Origin of the sequence: Geobacillus kaustophilus (assembly GCF_000948285.1) — a bacterium.
Classification (GTDB): domain Bacteria; phylum Bacillota; class Bacilli; order Bacillales; family Anoxybacillaceae; genus Geobacillus; species Geobacillus thermoleovorans_A.
The window spans coordinates 533,276-547,610 of sequence record NZ_JYBP01000003.1 but is presented as its reverse complement, the minus strand read 5'-3'; the positions used below and the strand labels follow the sequence as shown (position 1 = coordinate 547,610).

The 14,335-nt window shown below is 54.7% G+C and carries 16 protein-coding genes; 4 read left to right on the top strand and 12 right to left on the bottom strand.

What is annotated here, in order from left to right; translation table 11 throughout:
- Positions 1-23: 23 nt before the first annotated feature.
- Both comGB and comGA read right to left on the bottom strand, forming a co-directional pair.
- Positions 24-1,052, bottom strand: a complete 1,029-nt coding sequence (gene comGB / locus LG52_RS03230) for a competence type IV pilus assembly protein ComGB (RefSeq protein ID WP_044730840.1) — start codon at positions 1,050-1,052, stop codon at positions 24-26.
- Positions 1,049-2,122, bottom strand: coding sequence for a competence type IV pilus ATPase ComGA (gene comGA, locus LG52_RS03225; protein WP_044730839.1), 1,074 nt, complete (start codon positions 2,120-2,122; stop codon positions 1,049-1,051). Before comGA ends, comGB begins: the two co-directional genes overlap by 4 nt.
- 192 nt (positions 2,123-2,314) lie before the next feature.
- On the opposite strand from comGA, the gene LG52_RS03220 reads away from it, so the two are divergent.
- Both LG52_RS03220 and LG52_RS03215 read left to right on the top strand, forming a co-directional pair.
- Complete coding sequence (locus LG52_RS03220) at positions 2,315-3,013, top strand: helix-turn-helix transcriptional regulator (protein ID WP_044730838.1); 699 nt, start codon at positions 2,315-2,317, stop codon at positions 3,011-3,013.
- Positions 3,014-3,172: 159 nt separating this feature from the next.
- On the top strand, positions 3,173-3,415 hold the full coding sequence (locus tag LG52_RS03215) for a DUF2626 family protein (RefSeq protein ID WP_044730837.1): 243 nt from the start codon (positions 3,173-3,175) through the stop codon (positions 3,413-3,415).
- A gap of 83 nt (positions 3,416-3,498) precedes the next feature.
- On the opposite strand, the gene LG52_RS03210 is transcribed toward LG52_RS03215, so the two are convergent.
- Both LG52_RS03210 and LG52_RS03205 read right to left on the bottom strand, forming a co-directional pair.
- Positions 3,499-4,632 (bottom strand): class I SAM-dependent methyltransferase, encoded by a 1,134-nt coding sequence (locus LG52_RS03210; protein ID WP_044730836.1) that lies wholly within the window; start codon positions 4,630-4,632, stop codon positions 3,499-3,501.
- A 619-nt stretch (positions 4,633-5,251) separates the two neighbouring features.
- Positions 5,252-5,884: an MBL fold metallo-hydrolase gene (locus LG52_RS03205; protein WP_044730835.1), complete on the bottom strand. Its 633-nt coding sequence runs from the start codon at positions 5,882-5,884 to the stop codon at positions 5,252-5,254.
- Between the two features lie 169 nt (positions 5,885-6,053).
- On the opposite strand from LG52_RS03205, the gene LG52_RS18665 reads away from it, so the two are divergent.
- The gene (locus tag LG52_RS18665; RefSeq protein ID WP_044730834.1) at positions 6,054-6,230 is read left to right on the top strand and encodes a DUF2759 domain-containing protein; all 177 of its coding nucleotides are present in this window, start codon (positions 6,054-6,056) and stop codon (positions 6,228-6,230) included.
- Between the two features lie 34 nt (positions 6,231-6,264).
- On the opposite strand, the gene LG52_RS03195 is transcribed toward LG52_RS18665, so the two are convergent.
- The 4 genes from LG52_RS03195 to LG52_RS03180 all read right to left on the bottom strand — a co-directional run bounded on the left by LG52_RS03195 (position 6,265) and on the right by LG52_RS03180 (position 10,340).
- A complete protein-coding gene (locus LG52_RS03195) occupies positions 6,265-7,425 on the bottom strand; it encodes a M14 family metallopeptidase (RefSeq protein WP_044730833.1) in 1,161 nt (386 codons plus the stop codon).
- 183 nt (positions 7,426-7,608) lie between these two features.
- Positions 7,609-8,562: an ROK family glucokinase gene (locus tag LG52_RS03190; RefSeq protein WP_044730832.1), complete on the bottom strand. Its 954-nt coding sequence runs from the start codon at positions 8,560-8,562 to the stop codon at positions 7,609-7,611.
- Between the two features lie 7 nt (positions 8,563-8,569).
- Positions 8,570-8,782 (bottom strand): YqgQ family protein, encoded by a 213-nt coding sequence (locus LG52_RS03185; RefSeq protein WP_044733069.1) that lies wholly within the window; start codon positions 8,780-8,782, stop codon positions 8,570-8,572.
- A gap of 94 nt (positions 8,783-8,876) precedes the next feature.
- A complete protein-coding gene (locus tag LG52_RS03180) occupies positions 8,877-10,340 on the bottom strand; it encodes a spore germination protein (protein ID WP_044730831.1) in 1,464 nt (487 codons plus the stop codon).
- Positions 10,341-10,465: 125 nt separating this feature from the next.
- Here LG52_RS03180 and LG52_RS03175 point away from each other — a divergent pair, with 125 nt between their 5' ends.
- The gene (locus tag LG52_RS03175) at positions 10,466-11,329 is read left to right on the top strand and encodes a hypothetical protein (RefSeq protein ID WP_044730830.1); all 864 of its coding nucleotides are present in this window, start codon (positions 10,466-10,468) and stop codon (positions 11,327-11,329) included.
- 50 nt (positions 11,330-11,379) lie between these two features.
- Here the strand turns inward: LG52_RS03175 and LG52_RS03170 are convergent, their stop codons facing one another.
- The 4 genes from LG52_RS03170 to LG52_RS03155 all read right to left on the bottom strand — a co-directional run bounded on the left by LG52_RS03170 (position 11,380) and on the right by LG52_RS03155 (position 14,307).
- A complete protein-coding gene (locus tag LG52_RS03170) occupies positions 11,380-12,540 on the bottom strand; it encodes a rhomboid family intramembrane serine protease (protein WP_044733068.1) in 1,161 nt (386 codons plus the stop codon).
- A 174-nt stretch (positions 12,541-12,714) separates the two neighbouring features.
- The gene (locus LG52_RS03165) at positions 12,715-12,894 is read right to left on the bottom strand and encodes a hypothetical protein (protein WP_044730829.1); all 180 of its coding nucleotides are present in this window, start codon (positions 12,892-12,894) and stop codon (positions 12,715-12,717) included.
- A 77-nt stretch (positions 12,895-12,971) separates the two neighbouring features.
- Positions 12,972-13,745 carry a DUF92 domain-containing protein gene (locus LG52_RS03160; RefSeq protein WP_044730828.1) on the bottom strand — a complete coding sequence of 258 codons (774 nt, stop codon included), beginning with the start codon at positions 13,743-13,745 and terminating at the stop codon, positions 12,972-12,974.
- Positions 13,735-14,307, bottom strand: coding sequence for a 5-formyltetrahydrofolate cyclo-ligase (locus LG52_RS03155; protein WP_044730827.1), 573 nt, complete (start codon positions 14,305-14,307; stop codon positions 13,735-13,737). The genes LG52_RS03160 and LG52_RS03155 overlap by 11 nt, the downstream gene beginning before the upstream one ends.
- Between the last annotated feature and the right edge of the window lie 28 nt (positions 14,308-14,335).

Below are 14,335 nucleotides of genomic sequence, written 5' to 3'. Positions count from 1 at the left end.
CATCCTTATCAGATGGGAGTGATTTACATTTCATTCAACATAGAAAACATCGGCAGCAAAATCGCCAAATACATGCCGACGACAAACGAGCCAACGACCGCCAATAAAAGCGGCTGCATGCGTTTTAAGACCGACTCCATTCGTTGTTCCATCATCTGCAGCAAAAACTCGCTGTAATGTTCAAGTTCTTTGCCAAGTTCGCCGTTCGACTGGCCGTGACGGATGACAAGCGCCAGCTCTTGTTCGTAATAGCGGACGGCGCCGATTAATCCGTCAAGTGTCATCCCTTTCATCAACCCCTCGCGAATGCGCCGACCTTCCATTTGCAAAAACGGCCAGGACGACGGCTCGCTGAACACGCCGAGCGCATCATAAACCGACAATCCGGCCTGCAGCAGGCGCCCGAGCTGGCGGGCAGTCAGGCAGGTGAGGAACAGTTTCAGAAACGAAGAAAACCCTGGAATTCGCAAAGCGAATCGAAGTTTTCGGGAGACCGGCCAGCGGCGGAAACAGACGGCGTAAAACAGCCCGGAGAACACCGCCAAGGCGGCGATGGCGGCCAGCACCATAGGGGCATGGGCGATCACCGTAAGCAGCCAAGCGGTGTGTCCGCGTTGTGGAGAAAACGCCGCCGCCGCCCGTTCAAACTGCGGCAGCAGCCACCATTCCATCAAGACGAGCATGATGATGAGCAAAGAAAGAAGGAACAGCGGATAGCGACTGAAGCGGCGCAGTTGCTCGTGGAAGCGCGCTTTTTGCGCCAGTGCCTCCCCTGTCTCTGCCATGCCGCGCGGCAAGTCGCCATGCCGTTCGGCAAAAAAGAGGAGGTTAACCGCCATGCGGTCGACCGACAGCGCTTCGACAGCCGCAAACAGCGGCAGCCCGGCGCGCAGCTGCTGCAGACAGCGTTCCACTTCCAGCCGGCGATGTGTTGGAGCCTGGATGGCCAAGAACTCAAGCGCTTGCCCAAGGGGGTAACCGCGCTCGAGCAGCCGGCCGAGCCGGGTGAAAAACAACGCCTGTTCAGCGAGCGGCCACATTTTGCGTTTCATCTTTCTCCCCCTCCGACGAGCTCAAGCATGCGGACGGGCAGGTAGCCGAGCGCAATCCCCTTGCGGATCAAGCGGACCAGCGTCATATAAGGGCGCTTGGGCTTCCCTCTCCCATCGGTGAGTGAACGAATAACGTCCTCAAGCGCTGAACCGTAAAGCAACTCATAAACAGTGGTGCGCCGGCATCGCCCAAGACGGCCGCACGATGGATGGCAATCGTCGCCGCACAGCGGGCAGCAAAGCTCGACAAGCCGCTGGGCGGAGACGGCAAGCAGCGTCTCGGCCAAATCGGCGATTGGAATGCCGAATTCATGCAGCCGGTAGACGGCGCCGACTGCATCGGCGGCGTGCATCGTCGAGACGACCAAATGACCGCTCAGCGCTGAACGGATGGCAATGGCTGCCGTGTCATGATCGCGGATCTCTCCGACCATCAACACATCCGGGTCATGGCGCAGCGCCGCTTTTAGGCCGGCGGCGTACGTGATCCCTGCTTTCTCATTGATTTGCACTTGCAACAATCGTTCGTTCTGTTTTTCGATCGGATCTTCAAGCGTGATGATGTTGCGTTGCCTTTCAGCTTGACAAAGATCAAGAAGGGTATACAGGGTCGTCGTTTTTCCCGACCCCGTCGGGCCAGTCAACAGCACGAGTCCTTGCGGATGCTGCATGAAGGAAAATAATCGTGCGGTGGAGCGGGAGAATAAGGATAGTTCGCGAAGCGGCAACGAGAGGCGCTGCGGCAGAAGGCGAATGACGAGGCTTTCATCGTAGAGCGTCGGCAACGTCGATAAACGCAAATGCACCGTTTCCCCAAACTCAGTTACTTCCATGGCGCCGCTTTGCGGGCGGCGTCGTTCCCCGATGTCCATGCCGGCTAAAAATTTAAAGTGGACGATGAGACGTTCCGCGGTTTCTTTCGGAAGCACGCCGACGTCGACAAGCATGCCGTCGAGCCGAAGACGAACGGCGGCATCGCGGCGGCGCGGAACGAGGTGAAGATCCGAGGCGCGGCGCTGCACTGCTTCGGCGAGAAGGCGGTTTGCCGTTTGTTCAATCTCGTTCAGCACATATTCCCTCCTTTCGACAGACTGCTTTGTATTTCGACGAGCATGAGCCGTTATCCTGCTTTTGGCGCAGCTTTTTTGTGAATTTTTTTTGAATGTCGGTCAACTCACTGCCAATAGTGACAAAAATCATTCCTCGCTTTGGACGATTTCATTATAATAACCATATCAATGATTCATTTAGGAGGGGAACCGATGGAACAAACGTTGAAAATCACAAGCGTATTGTCTGACCCGACCAGATTTCATATTTATGAATACATGGCAAAAGTGCATCGCGAAGTTTCTGTTCAAGAAATCGCAGAAAAATTCCATATCCATCCAAACGTCGCCCGCTTGCACTTAACGAAGCTTGAAGACGTTCGCATGGTCATATCGGATACGCAAAAAACGGGAAAAGGCGGACGGCCGAGCCGGCTGTACCGGCTATCCGACGAAGTGATCGGGCTGTATTTTCCGTTCCGCGATTATCAACTCCTCGCCCGCATCGCCATTCAAACGATGGCCAAACTTGGTCCCATTGGAAGCGAGGCGTTGCGTGAAACAGGAAAGCGGTTCGGTCGTGAGCTCATCGCCAGCCGTTTGCCGCATAACAGCACAGCGGGCGCGCTCACCATGGCCGACAAAATCGCTATAATGGAAGAGGCGGCCGAAGCGGCTGGATTTTTGCCGCAATTGCACTATGATGAAGAAAAAGGAGTGCTATACCTCGATATTTTCAACTGCCCGTTCAAAGAAATCGCCGCGCAAGCACCTGATACCGTTTGCGGCATGCACCACGCTTTTTTAGAGGGAATGGTCGAGACGCTGTTTGCCGGCGCTGAAGTAGCGGAAACGGAAAATATGATGGAAGGCAGCCGCCGCTGCGCCTACCGCATCGTCATCCGTCCGTGACAGCGTCCCTCCTTCTTTTTTCTTTGTCTGGAAGCAAACAACGGCCTGCATTGGCATCATTTCCTGCCACCTGCCCGAAAGCGTTATTTACATTCCCAACCATTGTACATTATAATAAGTAAGGACCAATGGTTTGCACAAGCAAAGGAGGGATACATAATGGATCGCATGTTCCGCGTGCTCGCCTTTTGGACCGGCATTTTTGCTGTCATGTTTTATCTTGGCCATATGCATACGACGTCGCTCATTTTCTTTGGCCAAACGGTGTTTTTCTTGTTCCTCGGCTTTTTAAAGCTGACCGAGAGAATGTACCTTTACATTTTCGGAGCATATTTGACGATTTTCTTCGCGGCGTTTACGTATTGGACGACGTTTATGATGGTGCCCGGCATGGGTGAATAAAAAACAGGCAGAACCTCCTGCCTGTTTTTTTGTCGCTTTGACCTGAACCCCTTATCTCCATTGCAGATAGGCGAAGGAAGCCGTCAATCGGCTGGCAAAAACTCGGGCGCTGTCCAAAAGTCGCGCGCGGGGAGACTCATTCCTTTCTGCAAGATAAGCACGTCAAAAAAGCGGCTGACGCCATCGTCGGCGATCAGCGCGCGGATCATTCGATTTTGGCGGCTTGCCGGCGAAAAGAAATCGTCGCCTTCTGAAACGTTCCATTCATGCAAAAGGCCGGCCGCGAGCAAAAACCGATCTTGGCGAACGAATGACACTTCCTCCCACCCAGCCTGACGGGCGTACAAGCGAAGCGCATCCCATTGTACATGGCTCGTCAAGTCCATCTCCCCCGGATGGCGAAGCGGGTCGGCAACAAGCTGATGACGGAAATATCCGCGCAAGCTTCCATGTCGCCGCCCCGGGGCGCGCAGCTGTTCGTCCGTATAGCCATAGTCTACCGTCACCATCACTGCCTGATGAAACAGCGTCCCAACCTCGAGCCAAAACGCCTTCATCGCGAGAGGCACCTCAAGCCTTTGCCCCTCAGCAAGATCTAATCCGCGCTCATTTAAATAGCGGACAATAGTGGGACGGCAAAGCGGCGCCTTTTCTTCAACGAGCCGGCCATCGCGGGCGGCGACAAAACATTCGTGCAAAACGCCGCCTTCCTTTACAATGACGTGAACGGGAAATGCATCAAAAAATTCGTTGCTGAACACGATGCCGGAAAACGGCCCACGCTCGGCCAGCCAGCGAGAGACATCGTCATATTGCTCCACCTTCTCGGCGACGGATTGAAGCGTTTCGCACTGGCGCCGGCGGTGGAACGGGCTTTGGTCGATGATCGTATACGACAAGCGGTCGTATGTATGTGGGCTTTTTTTCTTCCATTCTTCTAATACGGAAAGCGCCAATCTTCCGTCTCCGCCCCCCCACTCGCAAACAGCCGGCGGCAGCCCCCCTTCTTCCACGAGCCGAATCCAAAGGGAAGCGAGCACTTTGCCAAACACCGGCGCGAATGAGCTGTTCGTAAAAAAATCACCTTCCTTGCCGATTTTCGCCTGCTCTCGCATATAGTAGCCGAATCGTTCGTCGTAAAGAGCCATCTTGATGTAATCGGCGTACGACACCCGCCCGCCCGGCGCCGCGGCAATCTGTTCGTACAATCGGTTCATCTTTCTACCCCATTTTTGATGAGCTATTTTCGATGACGTAAAATCATTGGTACACAAGGGATGGGAGAGAGGGGGAAAAACTTTTTACCCCAGCAGGACTTGATAAAATCAAAGGAGAAGTCGGCGGATTTTTGTGTCAAAACAAACATTCACCCCAAACCTTCAATCCCTTGTCACACTAAGGATTCTACGGATTAACATGCTTTTTTAGTGGGAGAAAAAGCCGCATAAAATCAACATCGCAAAAAGCTCTTGATTTTTTACTGTTGACATAGTGAAAATAATCATATATCGTTATAGTAGCAGCTTAAACTATATCCCCTCCCATTATTGTGGATAGAACATCCCCCAAAAACCCTTCTTGGCGCAGCTAAGAAGGGTTTTTTTGTGTTTTCCACCCAACAAACCGCTGCACCGCCCTGGCTAGCCTCTTGTCTGCATAAATACAACTGGCAGGCTTCACCTCTCATTGACCCAAAATCGTGTCGTCTATGTTTTCCGACTGTTGGAGGCAAGCCACAGGCTTGCCTTCGTCACACTGCTGATTCAAGCGGCGCTTGGCCGAACCTCGCGGGTGCGCTTTTTTGTGAAAGCCAAACGAAGGCTTTTTACTTTCTTCTTACGAAAACCCATGCAAAAACGGATTTGTATCCATCTCCGCGGCGATCGTCGTCTCCAGCCCGTGGCCGGAAAGAACGATCGTCTCCTCCGGCAGCGTAAGCAGTTCGTCATGAATGCTTTTCAACAGCTGCTGATGGTTGCCGCCTGGCAAGTCAGTGCGCCCGATGCTGCCGGCAAACAGTGCGTCGCCGGAAAACACAATGTTCGCTTCTTGGCAATAATACGAGACACTGCCCGGCGAGTGGCCCGGCGTTTCGCGGACATCGAGCGCAAACGGGCCGATGTTCAGCGCCGTCGACCCTTTAAGGCATATCGGTTCGCAGCGGACGACGACCGGGCCGCCAAAATAAAGTGAGCCGTTTAGCGCCGGATCTTGCAGCCATTGTTTTTCATTCTCGTGCAAATACACCGGAATGTCCCAGCGGGCAAGCACGTCCGGGATGCCGCCAATATGGTCAAAATGCGCATGCGTCAGCAAAATCGCCAGCGGGGTCAGCCCTTTTTCCTCGATCCGGCGGACGAGCGCCGCGCCTTCCGCGCCGGGGTCAACGATCAAGCATTGTCGGTCTGCAGACGACAACAAGTAAGCGTTGGCCTGAATCGGGCCGACGGGAATACGCGTCCACTCCAAGGCCATCACCTCCTTTCTTTGACATGTCCAATATTTAACTTTATTTTACTGTTTTTTTTCAAGCGATGGAAGAGAAAAGAGAAAGGGACCTCGACAAATGGAGGAAAAAAGATTAAAATGAAAAAGAATGGACACGTTTGTACATACTGTTTCATGAGGGGGTAAAACGATGGGTACGGTCATTATTTTTGCACTTGTGACGCTGCTTGCCCTTTATGGAATGCTCCGTACATTGCGCGAGAAAAACGTGCTCGGATTTTTGTTTGGACTTGCCACCGCGGCTGTATTCGGCTGGTTTACCATCATGACCATTTTGGATCACGGCATTCCAACCGGCACGCACTGAAAACGCAAGAGGCCAATCATGCCTCTTGCGTTTTTTATGCCATTTTGAGCGCTGCTAAAAACAGGCCGAGGCTGTCGCGGTATATTTGCGCAAACTGCGAGAGCGGCAACGGGTTGACGCCCTCGCCGAGCTCCACGGTGTAGCCGCGCCGCTTCCACGTTTGAATGAACCAATCGCGGTAGCCGGCATGGCTGTCAATGTAGCGGACAGGCTGATAGCGGCTTGCTTTGGCCATCGCCTGAACCGTCGCCTCCGCCTCCGGCGGCTCGAACCCTTCATATCCCCAATAAATTTCCTTCCCTTGCGTATGAAACGCGACGACCATTGCAAAATCGCTCGACTCGGCGAGCGCCGCCATCGCTTTCGCCTCCGGCTCGGTGAGGGGGGCAAAGCCAGGAAAATCGCGCGGCGCCGGCGCTTTCGGCGGTTTGCGGGCCTGTTCTATTTCCCAGTTAACTGGAAATTGATTGTTTAAATCAACGCCGCGGATGTTCGCTTTCCATTGCGAAAAATCGAGCGATCCACCGTTGATGCAGACGACTTGGCTCCGATGCGGCTCTTCTTCCGGCGGGCCGTTCAGCACAAGGTTGACGCCGTCAGGATTGACCATCGGCACAACGGAAAGAGTCACTTTACGGTAATAATCAAGCACCCGATGGCCGGCAAGCTCGTCATCGTTAACCAGCGCCCTCGCGTACTCGTCGATGAGCGCCATGATCACTGCCGTCGTGATCCACTCATTCGCATGGAACGATCCGTTCATATGCACGCGCACCGGTCCGCGGCCGATTTGCAGTTCAACAAGCGGCAAGCCGAGAACACTATGGCCGATCGTCCGCTGGCGCACAAACGGATAGTGACAGACGAGGGCGGTGATATCCTCCATCAAAGCGGCAAAATTGTACGGACGGACGCTGCGGACGATCGGGGACGAAATCCGCTTCGGCAACGGCGCTGTTCCGTTGATGACCGCCATCGCCCCCGGCAGCCGCCGCAGCACCTCCGTCGGCAGCGATAAGCGGTCAGCGAGCGCTTCCCATGTATCGATCGGCGCGTATCCCGGGACGGCAACGGTCTGCCCAGGGCGCAATCCCTCTTCTACATGAGGATTCGAATCGATGATCAGCTCAGTCGGCACTGAAAACCATCGGCCATATGTTTCAAACGTATCGCCGGGCCATGCTTGAAGGTGCATGCGCCGTCTCCCCTTCCCATTTCTTTACCTTAACATATGTCGGCAGACGGCAAAAAATGAGCGCCTGGCAGGCGGCAGTGCACGAATGTTCGCAAACATCTCCTTCTTCAAAGTTCGTCCCCATCTCATATCATCCAACAATAAGAAAAGGCGCCCCAACCTTTTTGGGACACCTTCCGTTGTTTACGCGCCGACAAGCTCTTTCGCCAGCCAGGCGGCGCCGATGACGCCGGCATCGTTGCCAAGCGTCGCTAAAACAAGCTTCGCCCCAACGGCGACGCGCGGGAACGCGAAGCGGCGGAAATGGGCGGCCACGCGCTCGACAAGCATGTCACCCGCCTTGGACACGCCGCCGCCGATCACGATTTTCTCCGGGTTCGTCACATTGGCGGCATTCGCCAACGCCCAACCAAGGTAGTACGTTGCTTCGTCGACCACTTCCAATGCCAGCGCATCGCCCGCTTTGGCGGCGTCAAACACCGCTTTGGCCGTCACATCCCCGTTGCGAAGCTCACTCGGACGATCATCTGCGGTCAATTTCTCCTTGGCGATCCGCACGATGCCGGTGGCAGACGCAATCGTTTCCAAACATCCGGTTTTGCCGCAGTTGCAACGGGCGCCGCCATCAGGGATCATCGTCATATGTCCGATCTCTCCGCCGGCGCCGTTTATGCCGCGCACAATGGCGCCGTTGGCAATCACACCGCCGCCAACGCCGGTGCCAAGCGTCACAAACAACAAATGGCGCGCTCCTCCCCCTGCTCCTTTCCACATTTCGCCAAGCGCCGCAAGATTGGCATCATTATCGACTGCCACAGGCAGCCCCATCGCTTCTTCCAACCGTTGTTTCAGCGGATAATTCGTCCACCCTATATTGACCGTCTCATACAACATGCCGGTTTCCTCTTCGACCGGCCCGGGAGCGCCGATGCCGACGGCAAGCAGCCTCTCTTTCGCTCCGCCGAGCTGGGCGAGCGTCCCATCAAGCGACCGGGCAATGTCAGCGACGATATGCTCACCGCGATTGGCGGTGTTCGTCGGAATTTCCCATTTGTGCACGATGTCACCCTCGGTGGTGACAAACGCCATTTTGATTGTCGTGCCCCCAAGGTCAATGCCTGCCAACCATCGTTCCATTGCATCCTCATCCTTTTTTCATCCGTTTTTCCCGCTCCATTTGCGCTTCGTGCCGCAAAATAAACAAAGCGGCTTGCAGCTGTTTCGCATCAATCAGCTGGGACTGGTACAGCTCTTTCACTTCCTCTTCCATCAGCTCCAAATCAGCGAGCCGGTCGCCCACGTAAATGATCGTGCCAAACCGTTTCAACAGCTGCTGAACGTCGTATACCGTCTTCATCATCATTCATGCTCCTTTTTTCCTCTTTTAATGTAGCGGCAAACGGCCGCGGCCGTCAAGACAAAAAACGCAAGCGCTAAAATCAGCACCTGCGTCAGCGGTCAGGGTCGCGCGGGTGAAGAATCGCCGGCCGCCGGTTTTTGAGCGGCATCGGCGACCGGATGAGCACGTCGCGCATCGCTCGGTAGGAGAACGGGATGAACGGCCATAAGTACGGAACGCCAAATGACGTCATCCGCGCCAAGGCAAGGATCCAAACGGTGATGCCGATGACATAACCGTACAGGCCGAACAGGCCGGACAAAATGAGCAAGGCAATGCGGACGAGCCGGTTCGCCAAGCTCATTTCATAGCTGGGCGTCGCAAACGTACCAATGGCCGTAACAGAAAAATACAAAATCACTTCATTGGAAAAGAGTCCAACTTCCACCGCGATGCCGCCGATCATAAGCGCGGCGACGAGGCCGAGCGCGGTCGCCAGCGAAGACGGTGTATGAATGGCGGCCATTCGCAGCATATCCATCCCGATTTCAATCATCAAAATTTGTGCAAACAGCGGAATGTCTCCCAATTTGGCCTTCCCCAAAAACTGGAGCGGATCCGGCAGCAGTTCCGGCTCAATCATGAGCAAATACCAAAGCGGCAGTAAAAACACCGACACCCAAACGGCCAGAAAGCGGACGAGCCGCAAATACGCCCCGATGATCGGCTTATTCCGGTACTCTTCAGCGTGCTGCAAATGATGCCAAAACGTTGCTGGGGTAATCATGACACTTGGCGATCCATCGACGATCACAAGCACATGGCCTTCATACAAATGGGCCGCTGCCGTATCGGGGCGTTCCGTATAGCGGATAACTGGGTACGGATTCCAATGCCGGCCGGAAATAAACTCTTCCACCGTTTTCTCAGCCATAACCAGCCCGTCTGTGTCAATGGCGGTAATCGATTCCCGAACGCGGCGAACGAGTTCTGGGTCGGCGATTTCCTCGATATAGCAAATGCAAATATCGGTCTTCGAGCGCCGCGCCACCTGCACGTACTCCATGCGCAAAGAAGGGTCGCGGACGCGGCGGCGAATGAGCGCGGTGTTAAAGACGATTGTCTCGACAAAACCGTCGCGCGCCCCGCGTACGACCCGTTCCGTGTCCGGCTCTTGCGGCCCGCGCACCGGATACGTGCGGGCGTCAATCAAAATAACCCGATCCACCCCATCAACAACAAGCGCGGTCGGCCCGGCAAGCACCATCGCGGCCGCTTCTTCCAAGTCGTCTGTCTGCCCGATCTCGACGTACGGAAGATATTTTTTCAGGAGCTTCTCAAGCGGGTGAACGTCCAGTTCGTGTTCCTCAATCCGGGACAAATATCTCATCAAATAATGCAAAATATCGTCTTTGACAAATCCGTCAATCATAAACAACGCCATCGCCCGGCCGCCATATTCGACGTCAAGGCGAATGACATCGAAGCTCTTCCCGACTCCAAGCCGTTCGGCTAAATAGGATGCATTGTCATGAAGGCGACGGGACGCCAGGCGTTTGGGCATCTGTTTCTCCATCGTCATCCCCCTGCATCGTTTGCACTGTATACTCCCCATCATAGACAAGCATGATGAAATTCATACATAAATGTTCCTTGTGATGCATATATTGGTGAAAACCTTGTCCAATCCGGGAGGATGTCATGAAACGATGGATGATCCCCTTCATGGCGCTTGCTTTTTTCCTTGCCGCCGCGCTCGCCTCGCTGTGGGAGCACGATCAGACCGCTGAAACGATCAAGTTTTTCCCGCTTGATCGCGAAGCGGCGTTCATCGAAGCGAAAACATCGCTGGCGCTTGAGGGCGGCAATGAACCCGGACGCTACACGCTTCGCTGGTCAGCCGCCTCCATTTTAAACCGCCGCGTCTATTTGCGTCAGGACGTCTCGTTGTTGTTTGCCGATGGCCGCTTGGCCGATGTGCTGTCAAAATGGAAAACGAACACGGATGCGATCGACATAGAAAAGACGGTCCGGATGCGGGACAGCCGCTTTTTTCAAGCCGTCTCGTTCCATCACGGCGAGCTGCATACAGGAGAGAACATCACAAGCAGCCAAACGATGTCAAGCAGCTATTTGTATGTCATTGACTCGCCATATCATCCGCTCACATCGTTCCGGCGGCCCAGAACAGATGACGAGCGCGAATGGCAGCGCGTCTTGAACAAAGCCACGAATGAATTTCTCCGTCATAAAGCGGACGAGCTGCTCACCCACTTTTCTTTGTCAAAGAAAGATTATTACGCCCTTTATTTGCCGGAGCTCGTCGCCTACACGGAACAACCGTTGCCTGGGTTGTCAACAGCAAAAACGCAAACCGTCATCGGCCGTCTCTGGGAAGGATTGTACAAGTCGTACATTCTCGGCATCAAAAAAGAGGATGGAGCCATCCTCTCGCCAATCGGCAGCACGGTGCCGCTCATTCTCATTCGCAAAGATTACAGCAGGCTCTTCGTTCTCATTGAAGCGAAAACCGGGGAAAAAGTGATGCTCGTGCAACTTCTTTAACACATTTCGAAAAGAGGCCTCCCACTTCAAACAAAGCGAAGTGGGGGCGTTTACCGAAATCCGATCCATAAGCCAGCGGCGACAAGCAGCGCCGACACCGCCAACGCTCCCGCCTGCCGCCCTAAAGCGGTGTGTTTTGGCAAATGAACGACGCCAGCCGCCAAAAAACCGCCAACCAGTCCGCCGATATGGCCGGCGTTGTCGATGCCAGGAACAAGCAAGCCAAACAACAGGTTGACGATGATTAAACTGATGACGTTCATCCCCATCGTCCGAAAAAATAAATGCCGGTAGACAGTGCCGAAGTAAAGAAGAGCCCCGAATAGCCCGAAAATGGCTCCCGACGCGCCGGCCGATAATGATGGTGTAAACAAAAAACTCGCCAGCGCTCCGAAAAATCCGGCCGTTACGTAAATGAACAAAAAGCGAAGCGAGCCGTATAGCCGCTCAACTGTTATCCCTAAATAATGCAAAGCAAGAGTGTTTGTCAACAGATGCAAAAAACCAATATGCAAAAACATTGGCGTCAACAGCCGCCACCATTCTCCCGCCTCAATGAGCGGATTGAATTTGGCGCCGTAGTGGATCAACACATCCGGATTCGTGCTCCCGCCGCTCCATTCGAGAACCAAAAACATCGCAACCTGCACAACGATGAACAGCCGGGTGAACATCGGCTTGCCATACTCAAAAATGCGCCGTTCCTCCTCACGGCGGCGCCGCCATTCGCGGACCACCTCGCGCTTTAAGCGCTCGGCGGCAGCAAACGGATCGGACGTTTCCACAGGCGGCTCAAAATGGAGCGCAACGCCCGTCATCTCCGCAAGCCGCGACAGCACGTCCCCCATATTGCCGCTGTGAAGGAGGAGCGTATGAAGCACGCCATCGGACACTCCAGAGAGCGGCAACGGCTCGGCGACAAGAAATTCCCAATCGTCAACCGGCGGATACACCGCCACATAAACATTGATGACCCGGCCCGCTTTGCTGAAATTCCATCCCCTCATTTGCTGAACGAATTGCCATGTATATTCCATATCAAGGCGCAACGATCGGCTCCAATCAAAATCAGCGCGCACGAGGCGGATGAGTGTTGGGCGACGCCAATGGTTTGATTCCAGCCATACTTCATCGGCCTGCTCAGACATCCGCACGATGTGGTAGCCGCCGCGAGACAAACGCTGAACAAGCTGCCAAAACAGTACATCCATCGTTCCAATCACGTTCTCCTCTCCCTTTCCCTGGCGAGGCCAAGTCCGACAAACAGCAACAAAGCCAACTCATCGACCGTCCGGCAAACCGGAGCGAATGGGCCGGCGGGCGCCGGCCGCCGCAGCCGGTTTTTTCATAACCGACTTCTTCAAAAATGATTCACCGCAGCCGCATCATGGACGCAACATTTGCGAAACAAGAGCGTTGCGCACGGGGGGAATGTGAAGCGCAAAGCGGACAAGTTGCTTTCGCAATGACGGAACGCGCAATGCGAAGGCGGCCATTCGGTAGCGATAGCGGTAAGCAAGACATCCAGCGGCAACGACAAGCAGCGAGTACGACCATTTATTCATCGTTGTTCCTCCTTCATCCTATGACATGCTCGTTATTCTTTTTCCCTTTTTCTCTCCAAATATGAAGCAGAGCGCGTCTAACGCGCCAGCACGAAGACGGCCAGCACCGCGCCGATGACCGCCAGAAAGTTTACCGCATCATTGTCAAGCCACCGCCAGCCTTTCATATGAATGGTCGCCTGCCCGCAATGCCGTTTCCGCTCAGTCGTCGCCCCGCATGCCGGACAGCGGTAAGCCGCTTGCCAAGCCGCGCCAAGCCACGTATCGAACCAGCTGCCGAGCCAACCGAAAAAGGCAAGAGTAAAAAGGGGCCGGACGTCGAGAAAAAACACGCCAACAGCCGCAATAAACAGTGCGCCGGCAAACGAAGCAGCCGTGCCAAGGAGCGTCACAGCCCCTGAGGTGCCGGCTTCCACCGGCCGAAAGATCGGCCAAACCCGAGGCGGCCACGGGCTTAAAGAACCGATTTCAGACGCCCATGTATCGGCGTTCGCTGCAGCGACGGCGACAACAAACAGATCATCCCAAATCGGGTCGGGGCGGACAGCGGCCAATAGCGCCAACACAGCCGGCACCCCGCCATTGGCCAGCACTTGGATGGCATCGCGCCGCCCTCCTTTCGCCAATTTTTCAGACAGTTTTGCCTTGCGTTGCTTTCCAATGTGGCTAAAAAAGCTGGAGCTGACAAAAAAGCAGCCTAACACCCATATTCCGCCCCATGAAAAGCCGCATCCAACCGCTGCGCCAATGACAACGGTTGCCGCCGCTCCTGATATGGACAACGAGCGCAACAACCACCCGCCGCCGGCAGCGAGGGCAGAGACCGCGATATACCACCATTCATCGCTCACAGTGAAGAACTCCTTGATCAGTAATAATGAATTTCACCGGCACATCATGCTCCTCAGCCGGAATGTCGTCCATCACTTGAAAGGAGTAAGCCAGCGCTGCCGTCACCGCCGAAACACCCGGCAAATATCGGTCGTAATACCCGCCGCCATAGCCGATCCGATAGCCGGTTTTGGCAAAACAGACCCCTGGGACAATGATGAGATCAAACTCATCGCGGTCGATCGGCGTTGTTTGTTTTTCAATCGGCTCAAACAATCCAGCGTACGCTTTTTCGAGCTGGGCAAACGACGCGAGCCGCCGAAAGGACATCGTTTTCGCCCTTGGATCGCATTTCGGGACGCCGACCGTTTTTCCTTCCCGCCACGCCTGCTCAATGATCGGCAAGGTGTTGACTTCCGTCTCTCTCGACACCGTCATGGCGATCGTCCGCGCCGTTTGCCATAATGGCCACCGATATAAATGAGCGGCGATTTGCCGATCGTACATCTCTTTTTCTGCCGCTTTAAGCTGCCGAAGCTGATTCAACATGCGCTGGCGCCATTCCCGTTTGCCGTCCATCATCTTCCCCTTCCTCCCATAAAGATAAAAA

Coding starts and splice junctions, on each gene's coding strand:
- LG52_RS03170 (WP_044733068.1), bottom strand. CDS start 12,540: ATGGATGTACTGTTTTGGCAGCTTGTTCAGCGTTTGTCTCGCGGCGGC.
- LG52_RS03190 (WP_044730832.1), bottom strand. CDS start 8,562: ATGGAACGATGGTTGGCAGGCATTGACCTTGGGGGCACGACAATCAAA.
- LG52_RS03210 (WP_044730836.1), bottom strand. CDS start 4,632: ATGAACCGATTGTACGAACAGATTGCCGCGGCGCCGGGCGGGCGGGTG.
- LG52_RS03185 (WP_044733069.1), bottom strand. CDS start 8,782: ATGAAGACGGTATACGACGTTCAGCAGCTGTTGAAACGGTTTGGCACG.
- LG52_RS03195 (WP_044730833.1), bottom strand. CDS start 7,425: ATGCACCTTCAAGCATGGCCCGGCGATACGTTTGAAACATATGGCCGA.
- LG52_RS03175 (WP_044730830.1), top strand. CDS start 10,466: ATGAAACGATGGATGATCCCCTTCATGGCGCTTGCTTTTTTCCTTGCC.
- LG52_RS03180 (WP_044730831.1), bottom strand. CDS start 10,340: ATGGAGAAACAGATGCCCAAACGCCTGGCGTCCCGTCGCCTTCATGAC.
- LG52_RS03215 (WP_044730837.1), top strand. CDS start 3,173: ATGGATCGCATGTTCCGCGTGCTCGCCTTTTGGACCGGCATTTTTGCT.
- LG52_RS18665 (WP_044730834.1), top strand. CDS start 6,054: ATGGGTACGGTCATTATTTTTGCACTTGTGACGCTGCTTGCCCTTTAT.
- LG52_RS03220 (WP_044730838.1), top strand. CDS start 2,315: ATGGAACAAACGTTGAAAATCACAAGCGTATTGTCTGACCCGACCAGA.
- comGB (WP_044730840.1), bottom strand. CDS start 1,052: ATGAAACGCAAAATGTGGCCGCTCGCTGAACAGGCGTTGTTTTTCACC.
- LG52_RS03165 (WP_044730829.1), bottom strand. CDS start 12,894: ATGAATAAATGGTCGTACTCGCTGCTTGTCGTTGCCGCTGGATGTCTT.
- LG52_RS03155 (WP_044730827.1), bottom strand. CDS start 14,307: ATGATGGACGGCAAACGGGAATGGCGCCAGCGCATGTTGAATCAGCTT.